The sequence below is a fragment of the Lactobacillus intestinalis genome (assembly GCF_024397795.1).
GTDB lineage: Bacteria > Bacillota > Bacilli > Lactobacillales > Lactobacillaceae > Lactobacillus > Lactobacillus intestinalis.
In genome coordinates this window covers 971,433-989,783 of sequence record NZ_CP072983.1, presented here as the reverse complement: position 1 = coordinate 989,783, position 18,351 = coordinate 971,433, and the positions used below count along the sequence as shown (strand labels likewise).

Annotated in this window: 18 protein-coding genes; 14 read left to right on the top strand and 4 right to left on the bottom strand. The window is 34.2% G+C overall.

What is annotated here, in order from left to right; translation table 11 throughout:
• Positions 1 to 69: 69 nt before the first annotated feature.
• Positions 70 to 936, bottom strand: coding sequence for an ROK family protein (locus KBW87_RS04470; protein WP_057811284.1), 867 nt, complete (start codon positions 934 to 936; stop codon positions 70 to 72).
• Between the two features lie 184 nt (positions 937 to 1,120).
• On the opposite strand from KBW87_RS04470, the gene KBW87_RS04465 reads away from it, so the two are divergent.
• The 6 genes from KBW87_RS04465 to KBW87_RS04440 all read left to right on the top strand — a co-directional run bounded on the left by KBW87_RS04465 (position 1,121) and on the right by KBW87_RS04440 (position 6,810).
• On the top strand, positions 1,121 to 1,546 hold the full coding sequence (locus KBW87_RS04465; protein WP_004042718.1) for a hypothetical protein: 426 nt from the start codon (positions 1,121 to 1,123) through the stop codon (positions 1,544 to 1,546).
• A gap of 141 nt (positions 1,547 to 1,687) precedes the next feature.
• Entirely contained in the window at positions 1,688 to 2,404 is a 717-nt protein-coding gene (locus KBW87_RS04460) for a DUF4767 domain-containing protein (protein ID WP_057811282.1), read from the top strand.
• Positions 2,405 to 2,512: 108 nt separating this feature from the next.
• Positions 2,513 to 3,700 carry a bifunctional phosphopantothenoylcysteine decarboxylase/phosphopantothenate--cysteine ligase CoaBC gene (coaBC, locus tag KBW87_RS04455; protein ID WP_057811280.1) on the top strand — a complete coding sequence of 396 codons (1,188 nt, stop codon included), beginning with the start codon at positions 2,513 to 2,515 and terminating at the stop codon, positions 3,698 to 3,700.
• A gap of 430 nt (positions 3,701 to 4,130) precedes the next feature.
• The gene (locus KBW87_RS04450; RefSeq protein WP_057811278.1) at positions 4,131 to 4,946 is read left to right on the top strand and encodes an aldo/keto reductase family protein; all 816 of its coding nucleotides are present in this window, start codon (positions 4,131 to 4,133) and stop codon (positions 4,944 to 4,946) included.
• A 76-nt stretch (positions 4,947 to 5,022) separates the two neighbouring features.
• On the top strand, positions 5,023 to 5,832 hold the full coding sequence (gene yidA / locus KBW87_RS04445) for a sugar-phosphatase (RefSeq protein ID WP_057811276.1): 810 nt from the start codon (positions 5,023 to 5,025) through the stop codon (positions 5,830 to 5,832).
• A gap of 12 nt (positions 5,833 to 5,844) precedes the next feature.
• Positions 5,845 to 6,810 (top strand): NAD(P)-dependent oxidoreductase, encoded by a 966-nt coding sequence (locus KBW87_RS04440; RefSeq protein ID WP_057811274.1) that lies wholly within the window; start codon positions 5,845 to 5,847, stop codon positions 6,808 to 6,810.
• 40 nt (positions 6,811 to 6,850) lie between these two features.
• Here KBW87_RS04440 and KBW87_RS04435 read toward each other — a convergent pair whose 3' ends face one another.
• On the bottom strand, positions 6,851 to 8,257 hold the full coding sequence (locus tag KBW87_RS04435; protein ID WP_057811272.1) for an APC family permease: 1,407 nt from the start codon (positions 8,255 to 8,257) through the stop codon (positions 6,851 to 6,853).
• A 24-nt stretch (positions 8,258 to 8,281) separates the two neighbouring features.
• Complete coding sequence (locus tag KBW87_RS04430) at positions 8,282 to 8,896, bottom strand: DedA family protein (RefSeq protein ID WP_057811270.1); 615 nt, start codon at positions 8,894 to 8,896, stop codon at positions 8,282 to 8,284.
• Between the two features lie 137 nt (positions 8,897 to 9,033).
• Between KBW87_RS04430 and uvrC the strand changes: the two genes are divergently transcribed.
• The 8 genes from uvrC (at position 9,034) to KBW87_RS04390 (ending at position 18,036) form a co-directional block, all read left to right on the top strand.
• Positions 9,034 to 10,836 (top strand): excinuclease ABC subunit UvrC, encoded by a 1,803-nt coding sequence (uvrC, locus tag KBW87_RS04425; RefSeq protein WP_057811268.1) that lies wholly within the window; start codon positions 9,034 to 9,036, stop codon positions 10,834 to 10,836.
• 73 nt (positions 10,837 to 10,909) lie between these two features.
• Entirely contained in the window at positions 10,910 to 12,211 is a 1,302-nt protein-coding gene (gene obgE, locus KBW87_RS04420; RefSeq protein ID WP_057811265.1) for a GTPase ObgE, read from the top strand.
• Positions 12,212 to 12,235: 24 nt separating this feature from the next.
• The gene (locus tag KBW87_RS04415) at positions 12,236 to 14,152 is read left to right on the top strand and encodes an acyltransferase family protein (RefSeq protein WP_057811263.1); all 1,917 of its coding nucleotides are present in this window, start codon (positions 12,236 to 12,238) and stop codon (positions 14,150 to 14,152) included.
• Between the two features lie 13 nt (positions 14,153 to 14,165).
• Complete coding sequence (gene rnz, locus KBW87_RS04410) at positions 14,166 to 15,101, top strand: ribonuclease Z (protein WP_057811261.1); 936 nt, start codon at positions 14,166 to 14,168, stop codon at positions 15,099 to 15,101.
• A complete protein-coding gene (locus KBW87_RS04405; RefSeq protein WP_004042692.1) occupies positions 15,101 to 15,895 on the top strand; it encodes an SDR family NAD(P)-dependent oxidoreductase in 795 nt (264 codons plus the stop codon). The genes rnz and KBW87_RS04405 overlap by 1 nt, the downstream gene beginning before the upstream one ends.
• A 6-nt stretch (positions 15,896 to 15,901) precedes the next feature.
• On the top strand, positions 15,902 to 16,123 hold the full coding sequence (locus KBW87_RS04400; RefSeq protein WP_057811259.1) for a lipopolysaccharide assembly protein LapA domain-containing protein: 222 nt from the start codon (positions 15,902 to 15,904) through the stop codon (positions 16,121 to 16,123).
• A gap of 113 nt (positions 16,124 to 16,236) precedes the next feature.
• Positions 16,237 to 16,425: a 50S ribosomal protein L32 gene (rpmF, locus tag KBW87_RS04395; RefSeq protein ID WP_004042689.1), complete on the top strand. Its 189-nt coding sequence runs from the start codon at positions 16,237 to 16,239 to the stop codon at positions 16,423 to 16,425.
• Between the two features lie 57 nt (positions 16,426 to 16,482).
• Positions 16,483 to 18,036, top strand: a complete 1,554-nt coding sequence (locus KBW87_RS04390) for a bifunctional metallophosphatase/5'-nucleotidase (protein WP_057811257.1) — start codon at positions 16,483 to 16,485, stop codon at positions 18,034 to 18,036.
• A 38-nt stretch (positions 18,037 to 18,074) separates the two neighbouring features.
• On the opposite strand, the gene KBW87_RS04385 is transcribed toward KBW87_RS04390, so the two are convergent.
• Positions 18,075 to 18,281 (bottom strand): YjzD family protein, encoded by a 207-nt coding sequence (locus KBW87_RS04385; RefSeq protein WP_057811255.1) that lies wholly within the window; start codon positions 18,279 to 18,281, stop codon positions 18,075 to 18,077.
• Between the last annotated feature and the right edge of the window lie 70 nt (positions 18,282 to 18,351).

The following is an 18,351-nucleotide window of genomic DNA, read 5'->3' as shown; positions in this document are numbered from 1 at the left end:
TTATTAAAAGTATATATTTTTTCTAAAACAAAAAGAAAAGCCTGATATATCAAGCTTTTCAAATTTTAATTATTTATTAAGTTCCTGCTCAAAATCTGCAACTGCTCCTCGGAGATTGGCGTCGCTTTTTAGTTTACATAAAACAATATTCGGCTGAACCGTTGCTATTTCTATAGAAGAATAAATTTTTTGGATTTCTTCATTAAGAAGAGGGATTAATTCAGGATTATTGGAAATTCCTCCTCCAAGAACAATTTTTTCTGGATCAAAACTGTGTTGGGTGTTAAAAATTGCAAGGGCTAAAGAATGAATCAAAGTCTGACGCTCTTTTTTTGCAATTTTGTCTCCTTGATCTGCTAATGCAAAAACGGTTTGTCCATCTAAATTGGAATTTGTTTGTTCATTATATCTTTTAGCCATTGCGACGGGAGAGGCGAGAGTACTCAACTGCTTGCCGTTAATGATCATATAGCCGAATTCTCCACCATACAAATGAGCTCCATGCCAAATTTTATGATCAATAATCAGTGCACCACCAATTCCTGTTCCAATTACAAAAAAGGCCATGCTGCTACAGCCTTGTCCGCCACCTTCAGCAAGTTCTCCTAAAGCAGCTGAATTTGCGTCATTTTCGATACTAACGGGTAAATCAAATCTTTTTTGTAATTTATCAACTATTTTAAAATTATGAATGTAAGGGATGGCACTTGCTCCACGAATAATGCCGGCACTTTTATCTACCGCTCCAGGGGCTGAGATAGCCACGCCTTTAATAGATGTTTTCTTTTTCATGTTATTTACTTCATTAGTAAGAACAGTATAGAATTCTTCCAATTCTTTTGGCGTTTTGACAGCATGAATATCTTGAAGTTGATTGTTTTTCCAAGTAGCAATTTTAATAGTAGTTCCACCAATATCTATCACAGCTAAATTCATAGTTTTCTCCTTAAAAATATATACTTTTAATAAAATGATAATTTCTAATGTAACCGTTGTCAATTATCAATAAGTCATTTTGATAAAGTTGAAAATTCCAAGTGCTTTTATTTGAACTAGGATTGTATTCGACATACACTATAACTGAATTAAGAAAAAACTATTGTTTAGGAGGTTTATTATTATGGCAGATTATGAAAAAAGACAATTGAGAGCTTTGGACAGATTAGCAAAGAAGATTTCAGATGCTGACAGCCACTTAACTAGAATTGAAGACAGTTTGGATGACGAACGTCACCGCACTGCTCAACACGAAACTATTAAGGACATCAAGTCAATCTTGAAGCATGCTCGTAAAGTTGACAAGTATGAAGACAAGATCTTGGAACGTAAAGGTGAAGGTCGTAAGGGTTCACCAGAAGATCACTACGTATATCTTAAAGATGAAGAACCAGTAATGGAAGATTTGAAGAAAGAATACCGTGAACTTGACAAGAAGCTTAAGGGCTTGAATGATGAAGATGGTTATGACATCAAGCGCTTCAGAGCAGAACACCACTACATTGAAAAGTCTAAGAAGATCCTTGAAAAAGCTGGAAAGTTAAAGTAATTAATTGTTATTAATAAAAATACTTGGTTTGTGCTAAAATGAACCAAGTATTTTTTTGTTTGGATATTGTTTTACGTGGTTTTAGCTTATAATAGAAATAAGTGATAATTGATGTAAATATAAATAGACTTGGAGTGCATAATGAAAAAAAGAATGTTAGTTGGTATTACTGCATTACTCGTTACAACTCTACTTGCAGGATGTAGTAATATAAAGTTTGATAAAGATGGAATTAGATTCGGGTCTTCTTCTAAAGTTGAAGAAAAAGCGGCTAAAAAATCAAGCTCTAAATCAAGTTCATCATCAACTGCAAAGACAGTAAAAAAGGCAGCAGTTAAGCCAAGTAAAATCAAAGATAAGAAAAAGAGTAAAACAAGCTCTGAGCCTAAAAAGACAAAAAAGAAGAAAAAAGTCGTAAAAAAGGTCAATTCAAAAAAGAAAAAAGTAGCTACTTTATGGACAAGTAAAAAAGATCAACAATTAAGTAATTTTGTTGCTAGTTGGAGTCAAAACCTTCAACAACAATATCAAAAGTATGACGGACAAAATTCTCTAAAAGCTATTAATGGACTGTCTTATCCAGATGTGTTTACTCAACGAAGCTTTACACTAAATAATAGGAATATTGAATTGCGCTGGTCGCCAAAAGGCAAGAATATTGCTCAATATAATGTGGTAGCAATCTATAATGATAATTTCAAAGATAAGAACTGGCATTTGACTTATCTATTTTGTTTACACAATAAAAAACCGATTGTCTTATTGGAACAAGGTCATAATACTAATCCAATTATTGTGACTGTAGCTAAAGATTCCGTTTTAAAGAATGGCTTTGCAAAAATTGCCAATAGTCGATAATATCAATTATGTAAAGTTGGAGACGTGAGAGCGTCTTTTTATTTTTGAAAAAATTGCATAGAATACATATATATTTTGTAATTTATTTTAAATGAAAGGATTGAAAAGATGAGAATTACAGTTTATTTAACCGGGGGCATTGCGGATTATAAAGCTGTTGAGGTTATTAGAAAACTTGAGAAAGAAAATCATGAAGTTAGAGTAGTAATGACTAAGAATGCTGAACATTTTGTTACAAGTCATACTTTGGCAGCTTTGACTAAATATCCTGTTTTAGATGACCTTTGGAAAAGAGAAAATGAATCTAGTATTCCCCATGTCCATTTAGCTAGATGGACTCAATTAGCTCTTGTTGTTCCAGCTAGTGCTGACTTTATTGCAAAAGTTGCTAATGGAATCGCTGATGATGCGGCTACAACGACTCTTTTAGCTACAGGCGCTCCTAAATTAGTAGTACCAGCTATGAATGATCAAATGTGGGATAATCCAGCCACACAGCGAAATATTGCTCAATTAAAGCAAGATGGCATTCAAATAATGGAACCTGTTGTAGGGATGCTGGCTGAAGGATATAGTGCCAAAGGAAGAATGCCAGAAGTCGATGATATTGTTAATTGGGTAAATCAACAAATTGTATCTGATAAAGCCTTATCAGGTAAAAAAGTAATTGTTACAGCTGGTGGTACTATTGAAGCCATTGATCCCGTTAGATATATCGGTAATCGTTCTAGTGGTAAAATGGGGATTGCAATTGCAGAAGCTTTTAGTAATGCCGGGGCTGATGTAAGTTTGATTTATGGTAATATTAGCATTTCTCTTCCTAAAAATCCTAATATTAATTTGATTCATGTCGAAAGTTCTGAGGATATGCTTCAAGCTGTTAAAGAGAATTTTAAAGATGGGGATGTTTTAGTAATGGCTGCAGCTGTGGCTGATTGGCGGATGGAAAAAGTTTCTGATCATAAGTTGAAAAAACACCAGGATACTAATAGTCTAGATTTACATTTGGTTAAAACTAAAGATATTTTAAAAGAAGTGAGCCAAGGTAAACAAGAAAATCAATTAGTTATCGGATTTGCAGCAGAAACTAATGACTTAATAGAAAATGCAACCAAGAAACTCCAAAAAAAGGGTGCAGATTACATTGTGGCTAATGATGTATCTAAGAACGTTTTTGGAAATGATCAAGATCAAGTTACTATCTTAAAAAAAGAAGGAGAAAAAGAAAATTGGCCACGCATGAGTAAAATTAAAATCGCTAATAAATTAGTAGAAATGATAAAAAGCATATTGTAATAAAACTGTAATATAACACAAAAAATACTAAAACCACGAAGAAATAGTGTTGATTTCAAGCTTATAATTTATTTGATAACATAACTTTTGTTATGTGCGTATAGTCTTAACTTGTTTTATTAGCTAAATGAGGTATTATTGTTTGTGGGAATTAAGAGACTGAGGAGAAAGAGTTGACGAGTTAGAAAGTCAGCCCTTTCTTTTTTTGTCTAAAAATATTTTATACGTTTGTCTAGTGATCTTAGATTTAAAAGTGCTGTAAATACAGATCTTAATTAAGAGATGATTATTCAAATAACACTGTTGATTTATTCTATGGTTAGTGTAAGCTATATTAGGTATATAAATTTAAATATTTGCCGATTAAGTATATTTACATAGGAATTAAGAATCACCAGAGACATTGAAATAATATGCGAGGTGAAGCTATATGAGTGTAGATAATACACTAACTTTAAATAATGGAATTAAGATTCCAAAAGTTCAACTTGGAACTTGGTTAATGAATAACGATGAAGTTAAAAGAGCAGTTCAACAAGCTGTAAAAATAGGTTATCGTGGATTTGATACTGCAAAAGATTATGGTAATGAATTGGGAGTTGGCAAAGGAATTTGGAATTCTGACATTGAACGTAGTGAATTATTCTTGACTACAAAAATTCCTACTAATGTTAAGGATTATAAAAATACCAAGCGAGCTATTGATGAAGCCTTAACTACGTTTGGATTGGATTATATTGATTTATTGCTAATTCACTCCCCACAGCCTTGGATTGAAGTTAATCGAGTTAGTGATCGCCATTTTGAAGGTAATCTAGAAAATTGGCAGGCTATGGAAGAAGCTCTGAAAGCTGGTAAAGTACGGGCAATTGGGGTTTCAAATTTTTTAAAAGAAGATGTTGATAATATTTTAAAAAACGGAGAGATAATTCCTGCAGTTAATCAAATTGAAGTGAATGTAGGGCATACGCCATGGGATTTGATGAAATATTGTCAAAGTCAAAGAATGCTCATTGAAGCATACTCTCCTTTAGCTCATGGCAGATTATTGACCAATTCTAAAATTAAAGAGTTTGCTAAAAAATATAGAGTATCTCCAGCCCAACTGATGTTAAAATATGATCTACAGTTGGGATGTGTCGTCCTTCCAAAAAGTGATGATATTGACGAAATGAAGCAAAATCTTGAATTAGATTTTACAATTAATTCCAGAGATATGGACCAGTTGAAACGTTTAGAATTATAGTAAAAAGTCTAGCTTAGCTAGGCTTTTTGTTAATGGAAGAAAGTGAGATAATGAAAAATAATAGGTGGGTGATAGTGTGAGAGAAATAAAATTAATTGCGATTGATATTGATGGTACTTTGGTGAATTCTAAAAAAGAAATTACTCCTTCAGTAAAAGAAGCAATCCAAAAGGCTAAGGAAAACGGAAAGAAGATTGTAGTCTGTACTGGACGCCCATTGTCTGGTGCTCAACGTTATTTAAATGAGTTAGGACTTAATCATCAAGATAATCAATATGTGGTTAGCTTTAATGGGGCAGTCGTTGAATCGACTAATGGAGAAGTAATTTTCAAAAAGGGGTTGGATTATCAAGAATACATTGATTTAGAAGCGATTGCTCGAAAATTAAATCTCCATTTTCATGCAGTAAGCTTGGATCGTCTGTATACTGCAAATAGAAATATAGGTCATTATACGATTTATAATTCTCGCGTAGTAAAATTAGAGGTGGCTTATCGAACTCCGGAGGAAATGAAAAAAATTCCGATTATTAAATGTATGTATATTGATGAGCCCAAATATTTGGATAGTAAATTAACTAGCCCATTATTTGATTCAATGAAAAATCGAGTTGTATTTTCAAAAACTGAGCCGTTTTATTATGAAGCGACTGCTGCAGGCGTAGATAAAGGAAGCGGCTTAAAAACTCTGTGTGATTATTTAGGAATAAAACAAGAAAATGTGATGGCTTTAGGTGATCAAGCTAATGATATGCCAATGCTAAAATATGCTGGTCTTGGTGTAGCTATGGGGAACGCTGTAGAAGTTACGAAAAAGATAGCTGATAAAGTTACCACTGATTGTGATCATGACGGGGTAGCAAAAGCAATCAATGAAATTTTGTAAAAGGAGTAAAAGATGAAAAAAGCAAAAATTTTGATTTTAGGTGAAGTAAACGATGATGCACTTGCTGAATTGAAGGAAAAATGTGAAGTAGTAAAAGGGCCTGAAGGTCATCGCATTGAAGATGATCGTCAATGGGTAATTGATCATATTGCCGATTATGACGGTGTAATTGTTGCAAAAATGTGGTTTGATAAAGAAATGTTAGATCATGCTAAGAATTTAAAAATTATATCTACTTATGGTGTGGGCTACGACCATGTAGATGTTGAATATGCCAAAAGCAAAGGCATTGTTGTTTCAAATTGTCCTGTTAGTGTCCGTCGCCCTACGGCTGAATTAGCCTTAACCTTAATTTTAGCATGTGCTAGACGTCTTCACTTTTATGATCATTCAATCAGAGAGGGAGTATTTTTAGATACTGGTAATTATGATAACCAAGGATTTAATATTGAAGGGAAGACCTTAGGAATCTTTGGAATGGGGAGCATAGGTCAACTAGTAGCCCAATTTGCTCAAGCTTTAGGAATGAAGATAATTTATCACAATCGCCATCAATTGAATGAAGATATTGAAAAGAAATTAAAGGCCAAGTATGTTGATTTTGATACATTGATTAAAGAAGCAGATTTCTTGAGTTTGCACGCACCTTTGACTAATGAAACTGAACATATTATTGATAAAGATGTATTTAAGAAAATGAAGAAGAATGCATTTTTAATTAATACAGCACGTGGAGCATTAGTAAATGAGGCAGACTTGCTTGATGCCTTAAAGCATGGAGAGATTGAAGGAGCAGGTTTAGATGTATTTGAAGGTGAGCCATATATTAATCCTGAATTTTCTAAATTAGATAATACAATTTTGACGCCTCATGTTGGTTCTGCTACTCATGTTGGCCGTTATAATTTAACTAAAGAAGCTGCTGACAATATTATTTCATTCTTTGTTGATCAAAAAGCAATTAATCAGGTTAATTAACAATAAAAATAACCGTACTCAATTGAGTACGGTTTACTTTTTATTCAGTTTCTACTTCAGCATTTTTTGATTCTAATTGACTGTGATTGTATCCATAAGCAAAGTAAAGAATAATTCCAATAACTAACCAAATCCCGGCCATAATAAATACATCTTTATTTAATTGACATATCATGAAGATACAGAATAATCCAGAAATAACAGGAATTACTGGATAGCCCGGAACTTTGAAACCATCATTAGTAATATCAGTTCGCTTTCTTAATTTCAAAATACCGAAACTTACTAATGTGAAGGCGAATAAAGTTCCAAAACTAACCAAATTAGTTAATTGTTCTACTGAGAAGAATGCTGCCCCTAAGGCGATAATAATGGTTACTACCACCAATGCAATTTGTGGCGTGTTGCGTTTGTCATCAAATTTACTCAAGTGGTGTGGCAATAATCCGTCTCGTGCCATTGCATAAATTAAACGAGAGCTGGAGTAGATCATACTTAGCATCATCGTAGCCATTCCCAGCATTGCACCTAAAGCTAACAATTCTGCAATCCAATTTTGATGAACATATTGAAGAGCAAAGGATACAGGGTTGGCCACGTTAAGGTCGGTGTAATTTACCATCCCGGTCAAAACAATAGATACACCCATGTAAAGAATTACAGCTACTGCCAAGGTTCCAATAATACCAATTGGCATATTCTTTTGAGGATTTTTAACTTCAGCAGCTGAAGATGAAATAACGTCAAATCCTAAAAAGGCAAAGAAAACAGTTGTTGCACCTTTAATTACCCCAGACATTTTATAAGGTAAAAATGGTGTGTAATTAGCAGGTTTGATAAATTGGAGACCAACAAAAATAAAAATTAGAATAATAGCAATTTTTAGGACAACTGCTAAATTATTAATCTTAATAGAATTCTTCATTCCCTGCGCTAATAAAAGAGCGATTAAAATGATGACAGCGACAGCGACAACATCAAAATATACTCCTTTAGATGGATTGAAAGGACCTGAGAGAGCTTTTGGAAGGTGTAGACCAAAAGGTTTAATGAATGAGGTAAAGTAAGAGGACCATCCAGCAGCTACTGTTGCCACAGACAGCATGTATTCTAAAACTAAAGCCCACCCCATTAGCCAACCAACAAATTCACCATAGATGATGTTACCATAAGAATAGGCACTCCCTGCAACAGGGATGGAAGAAGCGAATTCTGCATAACACATTCCAGCTAAAGCACAAATAATGGCCGCAAATAAAAATGATAAACTCACTCCTGGCCCAGCAGTGTTAGCTGCGACAGTTCCTGGAAGGATAAATATTCCTGTTCCAATTACAGCTCCTACTCCCATTGCAATTAAATCAAAAGCTGATAATGTCCGGGGAAATTTTATATCTTTTCCCAAATATGTCTTAACATGTTGCTTTCGAAAAATATTCCATTTCATAAATTTTCTACCCCTTATCTGCAATTATGTTTTTTTAATTCGATTTTTGTACCAGTAGTAGCTAAAGTAAAAAATCCCGATAATAAAAAATGTAATCACTACTAGTGAGTATTCTTCGAAGATTAAAACTATCTGTTCCCATTGAGCGCCCATGTAAGAACCTAGAAAGATTAAAATACTGTTCCAGATTAAACTGCCCAAAGTAGTTAAAGTTAAAAATGTTCGCATATTAACTTTAGCGATTCCAGCTGGAATTGAGATTAAACTTCGAACTACAGGAATGCAGCGTCCAAAAAAGATAGCTTTAACCCCATGTTTATCAAACCAAGCAATTGATTTTTTTACATCATCTTTTTTAAATCCAAGACGCTTAAACATGGTATGATTAAACAGTTTCTCGAGACGGTCTGCATTTAGCAGTGTTCCAATCCAATATAAAATTAAAGCCCCCACTACTGCTCCAATGGTGGAAGCAATAATTAATCCAAAAGTAGTCATACTAGTTTTGGAAGTCATAAATCCACTAAAGGACAGAATTACTTCTGAAGGAATTGGTGGAAATACATTTTCAATGGCAATTAGCAATGCAACAGCTAAATAACCAAAATGATCGATAAATGAAAAAATTAATGCGGTCATTAAAAACTCCTTAATGTAAAAAACTTATTAATAATATAGCAAAATTTTAAGAAGATAACCATTTAATTGAGCAATTTGAATAGATTTTTATAAATTTCATGTTAAAATTTGTAATGCACTTTTTGTGAGGTGAGAAGATGGCAACGGAATTAATTGAAAATAAGTTGAAGCTTTTACCGGAAAAGCCAGGTTGCTATTTAATGAAGGATATTAATGGCACCGTAATTTATGTGGGAAAATCTAAGAATCTTAAAAATCGTGTACGGTCCTATTTTAAGAGTAAGCAAGTAGGGCGACGTAAGGAATTAGTTAAAGAAATTCGTGATTACGATATCATCACTGTATCTACCGATAAAGAGGCTTTTTTATTAGAGATTACTTTAATTAAAAAATATCAGCCTTATTACAATGTTCAATTAAAACAAGGAACCGGATATCCTTATATTGAAATAACGCATGAGCATGACCCACAAACTAGATTAACTAGTGTGGTTCATAAAGATGGTGGCTATTATTTTGGCCCTTATCCTAATGTATATGCAGCTCAGGCAACTTTAAAATTTATTCAAAAAGTTTTTCCATTAAGACGTTGTCATGGCAAACAGGGACGACCATGTCTTTATCATCATATGGGACAATGTCTAGGAGCTTGTTTTAAAGATGTGCCTAAGGAAGTTTACGATGAGCAGATCCAGAAGATTAAACGCTTTTTGAATGGTGATATTGCCTCCGTTAAGCAAGATTTGATTCAAAAAATGCAAGAGGCTTCCACTAATTTGGAGTTTGAACGAGCAGCTGAAATTCGAGATCAGCTTAAATATATAGAAGAAACGGTTGAAAAACAGAAGATTATTTCTAATGATAGTACACAAAGAGATATCTTTAATTTCTATGTTGATAAGTCTTGGATTTCAATTCAAATTTTCTTCTTTAGACAGGCAAAATTATTAAGAAGAGAAACTAGGATGTTTGCATTAACTGATGAAAATGATCCTGAGGATGAATTTGCATCGTTTATTGCTCAATTTTATAATCAAAAAAATCGAGTTTTACCTAAGGAGATTTTGGTTCCAGAAGGGCTGGATAATGAAGGATTGGCAGAAATTTTGGGTGTGAAAGTTAGAACGCCAAAAAGAGGACAAAAAAGAGAATTACTCACTATGGCTAAAGAAAATGCCAAATTGAAGCTTGATGATAAGTTTCGTTTATTGGAATTGGGGAACCGAAAGACTAAAGGAGCCCAAAAAGAAATTTTTGATGCTCTATCGCTTCCTTATGGGCATGTGATCGAAAGTTTTGACCATTCACATATTCAGGGGGCTGATCCGGTTTCTGCTTTAGTAGTGTTTAAAGATGGTGAGCCGGATAAGACAGCTTATCGTAAGTTTAAGTTAAAAGGTGAAGTTGAGCATCAAAATGGAGCAGATGAGTTAAGGAATACTCGTGAAGTGGTTCGCCGACGTTATGGACGCCTTTTAAAAGAGCATAAAAAGATGCCTGATTTAATTTTGATGGATGGTGGGCAAATTCAAGTTGAAGCTTGTCAGGATGTTTTAAGAAATGAGCTAAATTTAGATATTCCAGTCGCAGGAATGGTAAAAGATGACAAGCACCGCACTAATCACTTGATTTATGGAGATCCATTTAATGGAAATCCGTATCGTTTAGTTCCACTTGATCCGAAGTCTCAGGGTTTTTATTTAATGACGCGAATTCAAGATGAAGTGCATAGATTTGCGATTACTTTTCATAGACGGACTCATGCGAAAAATGCTCTTTCTAGTAAGTTAGATTCAATTAAGGGAATTGGTCCTAAGAGTCGAAACAAACTTTTAAGAAAATTTGGGTCACTTAAAAAGATTAAAGAGGCTTCTATTGACGAATTACGGGATGCAGGATTGACCTTGACTCAAGCTCAAACTGTAAAATTAACTCTCTGATCTGATCAAGTCCCCATTAAGGGTGTTTCTGTGGTATAGTTAATTAGTTAGAATAGACGGAAGGAGAAGAGACATGCCAACATTTGTAGATCAAACAAAAATTGAAGTTCAAGCCGGTAAAGGCGGCGATGGTATGGTCGCTTTCCGCCATGAAAAATACGTTCCAAATGGCGGACCAGCTGGCGGTGATGGTGGCCGTGGTGGTAGTATCATCTTTGTAGCTGATAGTGGTTTGCGTACTTTGATGGATTTTCGTTATCGAAGAAAATTCAAAGCTGATAATGGCGAAAACGGTAGAATTAAATCTCAATATGGTCGTGGCGCTAAGGACTTATATTTAAAAGTTCCAGTTGGTACAACAGTTTATGACTTTGAAACTGGAGAAGTAATTGGCGATTTAGTAGAAAATAAACAAGAATTAGTTGTGGCTCATGGCGGCCGCGGAGGTCGTGGTAACATTCACTTTGCAACGAGTGTAAATACTGCACCTGAAATTGCTGAAAATGGTGAACCAGGTGAAGATCGTGTTCTACGCTTAGAACTTAAGATGCTTGCTGACGTAGGATTAGTTGGTTTTCCTTCAGTTGGTAAATCAACTTTACTTTCTGTAGTAACCAAAGCAAAGCCAAAGATTGCCTCTTATTCATTTACTACTTTAACCCCTAATTTAGGAATGGTAATTTTGCCTGATGGACGTGATTTTTCAATGGCAGACTTACCAGGATTAATTGAAGGTGCAAGCCAAGGAGTTGGACTAGGAATTCAATTCTTACGTCACATTGAACGAACTAAAGTGATTTTGCACTTAGTGTCAATGGATCCTAATAATGGAAGAGAAGCAATTGAAGATTATCACACAATTAGAAATGAGCTGGCTAGCTATGATCAAGACTTATCTAAAAAGCGTGAATTGATTGTTGCTACTCAAATGGATATTCCAGGTTCTGAAGAAAAATTAGCAGAGTTTAAAAAGGCCTTAAAGGCAGAAGATAATAATGAACCTGTTTATGCCATTTCCAGCGTAACTCATAAAGGCGTAGATAAGTTGATGCAAGATGCAGCTACTCTAGTTGAAGAAGTTGAAAAACAAAAGCAAGAAGAGCCTAAAGTTACTCAAAAGACTAGAGAATACAAATATCAAGCACCTAAGAAAAATGAATTTACTGTTGAAAAAGTTGGCGATCACGAATATGTAGTTAAAGGTGCTAGCTTAGAAAGACTAGTTCAAATGACTAATTTGGATCACCAAGATGGTATTATGCGTTTGGCAAGAAAGCTCAAGAATTTAGGTGTGGATGACGCTTTACGTGCCAAGGGTGCTGTTGATGGTGATGATGTTGCAATCGGTGACTTTAGTTTTGAATTTGTACAATAGTAGAGTGTAGAGAAGTTTGAAAATATGAAAAAGAATCGGTTTATTACAGGATATTCTGGACTTAGAGCATTAGCAGTTATTGGGGTAATTTTATATCACTTAGACCCTAATACTTTTATAGGAGGGTATCTTGGGGTACCGATCTTTTTTGTTTTATCAGGATATTTAGTAACTGACCATATGTTGAAGTCTTATGCTCAACAAGGGAGTTACAATAATCGCCATTTCTATATTAATCGAATCAAAAAGCTATATCCGCAATTAATTACATTATTGTGGTTGTGTTCAGCTTATATTTTTGTATTTCAGCGCAATTTGTTAGCTAAATTAAATCAAGTTGTGATGACCAATTTGTTGAGCGTGTATAATTTTTGGCAGATATCAAACGGGCAAAGCTATTTTGAACGTTTTGCGGCTAATGAATCTCCATTTACACATTTATGGACGATGTCGATTGAAGGCCAATTTTATATCTTGTGGCCATTAGTCATTTTCTTACTGGTTAAGTTTGTTAAGAAAAAGAAGAATATCTTTTGGATTCTCTTTGGTTTATCCATTGCTTCGGCTTTAGAGATGATGGTTTTATATTTAACTGGCGCCGATATTAATCGAATTTATTATGGGACTGATACCCGTTTCTTTGCTTTAGGTCTAGGAGCATCTCTGGCAGTTATATGGCCAGTAGAAAGACTGCGAACTAATATCTCTAAGCGTGACAGTCGATTGTTAGATTTAGTAGGATTAGGAAGCTTTATTTTAATTTTAATGATGTTTTGCAGTAAAGCAGTAAATCCTCAATCTGCGTTTACGTATTGTGGGGGGATGTTTATCTTTACAGTTTTAGTAACTGTATTTGCTGCAATTATTGCTCATCCTGGTAGTCATTGGAATCAGTGGCTGACTAATCCGTTGTTTAAGTGGATTGGTTCAAGAAGTTATGGAATTTATTTGTATCAATTTCCAGTAATGATTTTCTTTGAAGATAAAGTAACGGATTTAGCAGATCATGTAATGCTATACCATACTATCGAAGTAGTATTAATCTTACTATTGAGTGAAGTGACTTATCGTTTTATTGAACGTCCAATGGGTCATATTACTTTTGATAAGGTAAAAATTTATATTCAAAAAGTTCTTAACTCTAATGAAAAAGATTATGTAAAAAGAGCCCAAGTAGCAATTTTTTCTCTGATTTTTTTATTAGGTTCTATTGGAATTACAGTTTCGCCATCAGTTAAAGCGGAAGATTTTAATAAGAGTCAATTGGCTAAAAGAATAGAATCCAATGGTAAAAAACAATCTAAAGAAAACAAGAAATTAATTGCGAAATTGAAGAAAGATAAAGCTAAACAACCTGCTAGATCTAAAATGGTTAAAGAAGCTGAAATTAATGCTAAAAAGCATCCCATTAATAAGAAATTCGAAAAATATGGAATTTCTCAAGTTGATTTACAATTAGCTAACAATCTGCAAGTTACTGCAATTGGTGATTCAGTTATGGCTGGATCTAGTGACGATTTGAAAAAATTAATGCCTAAGGCTTTAATTGATGCAGCTGTTTCCAGACAATTAAATGTCGCATTTGGTTTGATTGATAAATATAAAAATGAGCACGTATTAGCAAATAATATTTTGATTGGATTAGGGACTAATGGTCCTTTTTCAATGGATGATGTTGATCATTTGATGAAAGAAGTTGGGCCTAAACGACATGTATATTGGATTAATACATTAGTTCCAACTCGTCAGTGGCAAGGTCAAGTTAATGATTTATTGAAACAGGCAAGTAAAAAATATCCTAATTTAACAGTGATAGATTGGTATTCGTATGCTAAAAAACATCCTAATTGGTTCTATGGAGATAAGACACATCCAAATCCAGTAGGATCTAAGTATTACAGTGCATATATTGCAAAAGTGATGGTTAAACATTTAAAATAGAAATAGGAATTTTATGGAATTACAATTTTTAGGTACTGGAGCGGGACAACCTTCAAAGCAAAGAAATGTATCAAGTCTGGCTTTGAAACTCCTAGATGAATTAAATGAGATTTGGTTGTTTGATGTAGGGGAGGCTACTCAACATCAAATTTTAAAAACAAATATCAGATTACGCAAAGTAACTAGAATATTTATTTCACATAATCATGGTGATCATATTTTTGGATTGCCGGGGTTACTTGCAACACGCTCTTTTCAAGGGGATGTAGGTCCAATTACTGTTTATGGGCCACCAGGACTAGAGCAATTTGTTAAAACAGCCCTCCGGGTTTCACGAACTAAGGTATCTTATCCAATTAAGTTTGTTGAACTAACAGAAGGTGGCTTAATTTATCAAGGAAAAGGCTTTAGAGTATATACAGAAAAACTTGATCACCGAGTGTCTAGTTTTGGATATCGAGTAGTTGAAGATTCCCGTCCTGGAGAACTTTTAATGAGTAAATTAGAAAAGTACAATATTCCTAACGGTCCCTTACTAGGAAAGTTAAAAAATGGCGAACAAATTGTTTTGTCTGATGGGACTGTGTTAGATGGTAAGGAATTTTTGGGACCAGAAAGACCAGGTCGAATAGTTACTATTATCTATGATACGCGCTCAACTCCGAATATTGCTAAGTTAGCTCAAAATGCTGATGTATTGGTTCATGAGTCTACCTTTGCAGGTAATGAGTCTAAGTTAGCTCACTCATATTACCATTCAACTGCAGTTGAAGCTGCTACAGTTGCGCGCGATAATGGGGTAAAAAGACTATACTTGGATCATATTTCAGCTAGATATTTAGGTTCAAAGGCTAAACAGCTTGAGAAACAAGCACGCAAGGTCTTCGCTCATACTAAGTTAGTTAATGATTTTGATCGGGTTAATATTCCAATGAAAGGTACAGACTGATGAGTGATTCATTAAGAAATAAAGTTGTTGTTGTGACAGGTGCTTCAAGTGGCATCGGTCGTTCTATTGTGCTAGAAAGTGCAGGTAGAGGAGCAACTGTAATTTTGATTGCAAGAAGAAAAGAACGTCTTGAAGAAATTGCAGCCGAAGCTCGTGAATTATCTGGCGCTAAGGCTTATGTTTTTCCAACAGATATGGGAAAATCTGACGAAATTGGTGCTACTTTTAATAAAATGATCAAGGTAGTAAAGCATATTGATTATCTTGTTAATTGCGCAGGATTTGGGATTTTTGAGAATTTTGAAGAAAGTGATTTCCAAGATACTACTAATATGTTCCAAGTAAATGTGCTTGGTTTGATGTACTTTACTCGCTTGGTGGGTCGTGTAATGATGAGCCAAAAGAGCGGCCAAATCGTTAACTTTGGTTCTATGGCAGGAAAAGTTCCTACCACCAAATCAGCGGCTTATAGTGCTACTAAGGCAGCAGTTATTCAATTTTCAAATGTGTTGCGCTTAGAATTAAAACCATTTGGCGTTAAAGTTATGACTGTAAATCCGGGCCCTGTATACACTAACTTCTTTAATATTGCTGATAGTACGGGGAATTACGTAAAAAATGTAGAAGAATTTATGCTTGATCCTGATGATGTGGCTTGGCAAGTAGTTCATTTCTTTGGTAGTGATAAGCGTGAACTGAATTTGCCTTTAAGCTTAGCTTTTCTTGCTAAACTGTATAACTTATTCCCAACAATTGGCGATCGTATTTCTTTAGATTTTGCTTCTAGAAAGTAGTGGCAAATGAATAGTAAAAAAGCACAAATCAATTTAGTTATTAGCCTATTGGTGGCACTAATTGCAGTGATTTTTGTAGTAATGAATACAAGTCCAGTTGCAATAAATTTTGGCTTTTTTAAAGTAAAACTCCCATTGATTATTGTTCTTGTTGTGATGGTAATTATTGGGATTTTATTGGGATGGTTTTTAGGTCAAGATAAACAATTTAACAAGAAGAAACATTAATAAACCTTGATTTATTAGCGATTGAATAGTATCATTGAATCACGTGAGTTATTGAGATTGTTTTTGAGCAATCCGCAATAAGCTTAAGACTATAATAAAGGAGATCTAATTAAATGGCAGTTCCTGCAAGACATACTTCTAAACAAAAGAAACGTTCACGTCGTGGTCATATTAAGTTAACCACTCCAGCAATGCACTATGATGCAACTACTGGTGAATACCGCTTAAGCCACCGTGTTTCACCTAAGGGTTATTACAAGGGTCGTCAAGTTGTAAACAACAACTCAAACGACAATAACTAATAAAAGAGGGCACCAGAAGGTGTCTTTTTTCATACTTAAAAATAGAAAGAAAGATTTATGAAACTAGTATTTTTACATTCCAGTGATACTCATGGATTTTTGCTCCCAACTGATTATCAAGATAAAGATAATTACAACGCTCCTTTTAGTTTGAGTCGTGTGAGTGCAGCAATTAAAGCAGAAAAAGAAAAGTATGGTGCTGATAACGTAGTCGTGACAGATTCAGGAGATTGTTTGCAAGGTTCTCCTTTAGCTTCATATGCTCATACAGTAAAGGATTTTTCAGCATTAAAAAAATTTACGGATGCTTATAACGAGGTTGGATATGATGCCCGTTGTTTAGGGAATCATGATTTTAACTTTGGCTTGGATTACTTAACTTATTATATTGATAATAATAGAGCAGATATTATTAATGATAATGTACTTGATGAAGAAACTAACGTACCTGCTTTTGGTCGTGAATATAAAATTCTTGAAAAGAATGGCATAAAAATAGGTTTGTTGGGGGTTACTACTCAATATATTCCTCATTGGGAACCAAAAGAGAATGTAGAAGGATTAAAGTTTGTTTCAGCTTATGAGAAAGTTAAGCATTATGCTGAAATTTTAAGACCGCAAGTTGATGTTTTAGCTGTAATGTATCATGGAGGCTTTGAAAGTGATCCAGAATCTGGAGAAGCCACAGAACCTCATCGTGGTGAAAATGAAGGCTATAAGATTTTAACTGAAATTCCCGAAGTTGATGTTTTCTTAACTGGCCACCAACACCGACGTTTAAACCTAGTTACCAAAAATACAGCGATAGTTCAGCCAGGCTATCGCGGAGAAGCTATTGCAGAAGTTATTTTGGATATTGATGATCAAACTAAAAAGATTAACAGTATGACTACCAAATTGATTGACACTAAGGATTATGATCCTGATCAAAAAATTGTTGATACTGTAAAGGAACTCGATCAAAATACTCAAAAATGGCTTGATCATCCTATTGCTAACTTAAATGAGCCGGCACCAATTGAAAATGCTATGAAAGGCAGACTAGAAGGAGCACCATTTGTTAATTTATTACAACAAATGCAAATTTGGTTTACTAAGGCTGATGTGTCTGCAACTGCAGTGATGAGTGAAACTGCTAAAGGTTTTGATAAAGAAGTAACGATGAGGGATGTTCTTCTAAATTATCCATATGCAAATCAATTGTGTCGGGTAAAATTAACTGGAAAACAATTGCGTCATATCATCGAACATAGTGCGGGATTTTTGAAGAAAAATGGTGATCAAATCACATTTTTAGATCGCTGGATAAAGCCTAAGCCACTTCTTTATCATTTTGACGTCTTTTATCCAGTTGAGTATGAAGCTGATATTTCTAAACCAGCAGGTCAAAGACTAACTAAATTAAAATTGCATGGTCAGGATATAGAAGATGATAAAATTTATCACTTGGCGGTTAATAATTATCGTGCAATGGGCGGTGGATTTTATCCAGAATATAGCATGGATAAAATTGAATTCACTTTAGATAAAGACTATGTTCAAATGTTCAGTGAGTATTTAACACATGGTCCAATTAAGGTCGATACTAAGAAAAACTATAAATTTTATTAATAAAAAACCACTAGCTTCACGCTAGTGGTTTTATGTTATTATTTTAATTTGCTGAATTTACTGTTATCTTTATGCGAGGTAGCAGTGATTGCTGGGATAATAATCGCAAAAAGAATACCAAATACAACACCAATTAAAATTGCTTCTTTAGGCTCAAAAACACTTTGAGTCAATGGAGCTGCAATAAAACCTACAACTAACATGTAGATCGTGCTCCAAAAAATAGTTACAATATAGCGACCCATAGTTAATTTCCTTCTTTCATAGTTGAATTTTAGCAAAATCCAGACGTGTTTTCAAACTCTAAATGATAGT

Bases quoted from the DNA above. Each gene is read 5' to 3' on its own strand.
- KBW87_RS04470 (WP_057811284.1), bottom strand. From the start codon at position 936: ATGAATTTAGCTGTGATAGATATTGGTGGAACTACTATTAAAATTGCT.
- KBW87_RS04465 (WP_004042718.1), top strand. From the start codon at position 1,121: ATGGCAGATTATGAAAAAAGACAATTGAGAGCTTTGGACAGATTAGCA.
- KBW87_RS04460 (WP_057811282.1), top strand. From the start codon at position 1,688: ATGAAAAAAAGAATGTTAGTTGGTATTACTGCATTACTCGTTACAACT.
- coaBC (WP_057811280.1), top strand. From the start codon at position 2,513: ATGAGAATTACAGTTTATTTAACCGGGGGCATTGCGGATTATAAAGCT.
- KBW87_RS04450 (WP_057811278.1), top strand. From the start codon at position 4,131: ATGAGTGTAGATAATACACTAACTTTAAATAATGGAATTAAGATTCCA.
- KBW87_RS04440 (WP_057811274.1), top strand. From the start codon at position 5,845: ATGAAAAAAGCAAAAATTTTGATTTTAGGTGAAGTAAACGATGATGCA.
- KBW87_RS04435 (WP_057811272.1), bottom strand. From the start codon at position 8,257: ATGAAATGGAATATTTTTCGAAAGCAACATGTTAAGACATATTTGGGA.
- KBW87_RS04430 (WP_057811270.1), bottom strand. From the start codon at position 8,896: ATGACCGCATTAATTTTTTCATTTATCGATCATTTTGGTTATTTAGCT.
- uvrC (WP_057811268.1), top strand. From the start codon at position 9,034: ATGGCAACGGAATTAATTGAAAATAAGTTGAAGCTTTTACCGGAAAAG.
- obgE (WP_057811265.1), top strand. From the start codon at position 10,910: ATGCCAACATTTGTAGATCAAACAAAAATTGAAGTTCAAGCCGGTAAA.
- KBW87_RS04415 (WP_057811263.1), top strand. From the start codon at position 12,236: ATGAAAAAGAATCGGTTTATTACAGGATATTCTGGACTTAGAGCATTA.
- rnz (WP_057811261.1), top strand. From the start codon at position 14,166: ATGGAATTACAATTTTTAGGTACTGGAGCGGGACAACCTTCAAAGCAA.
- KBW87_RS04405 (WP_004042692.1), top strand. From the start codon at position 15,101: ATGAGTGATTCATTAAGAAATAAAGTTGTTGTTGTGACAGGTGCTTCA.
- KBW87_RS04400 (WP_057811259.1), top strand. From the start codon at position 15,902: ATGAATAGTAAAAAAGCACAAATCAATTTAGTTATTAGCCTATTGGTG.
- rpmF (WP_004042689.1), top strand. From the start codon at position 16,237: ATGGCAGTTCCTGCAAGACATACTTCTAAACAAAAGAAACGTTCACGT.
- KBW87_RS04390 (WP_057811257.1), top strand. From the start codon at position 16,483: ATGAAACTAGTATTTTTACATTCCAGTGATACTCATGGATTTTTGCTC.
- KBW87_RS04385 (WP_057811255.1), bottom strand. From the start codon at position 18,281: ATGGGTCGCTATATTGTAACTATTTTTTGGAGCACGATCTACATGTTA.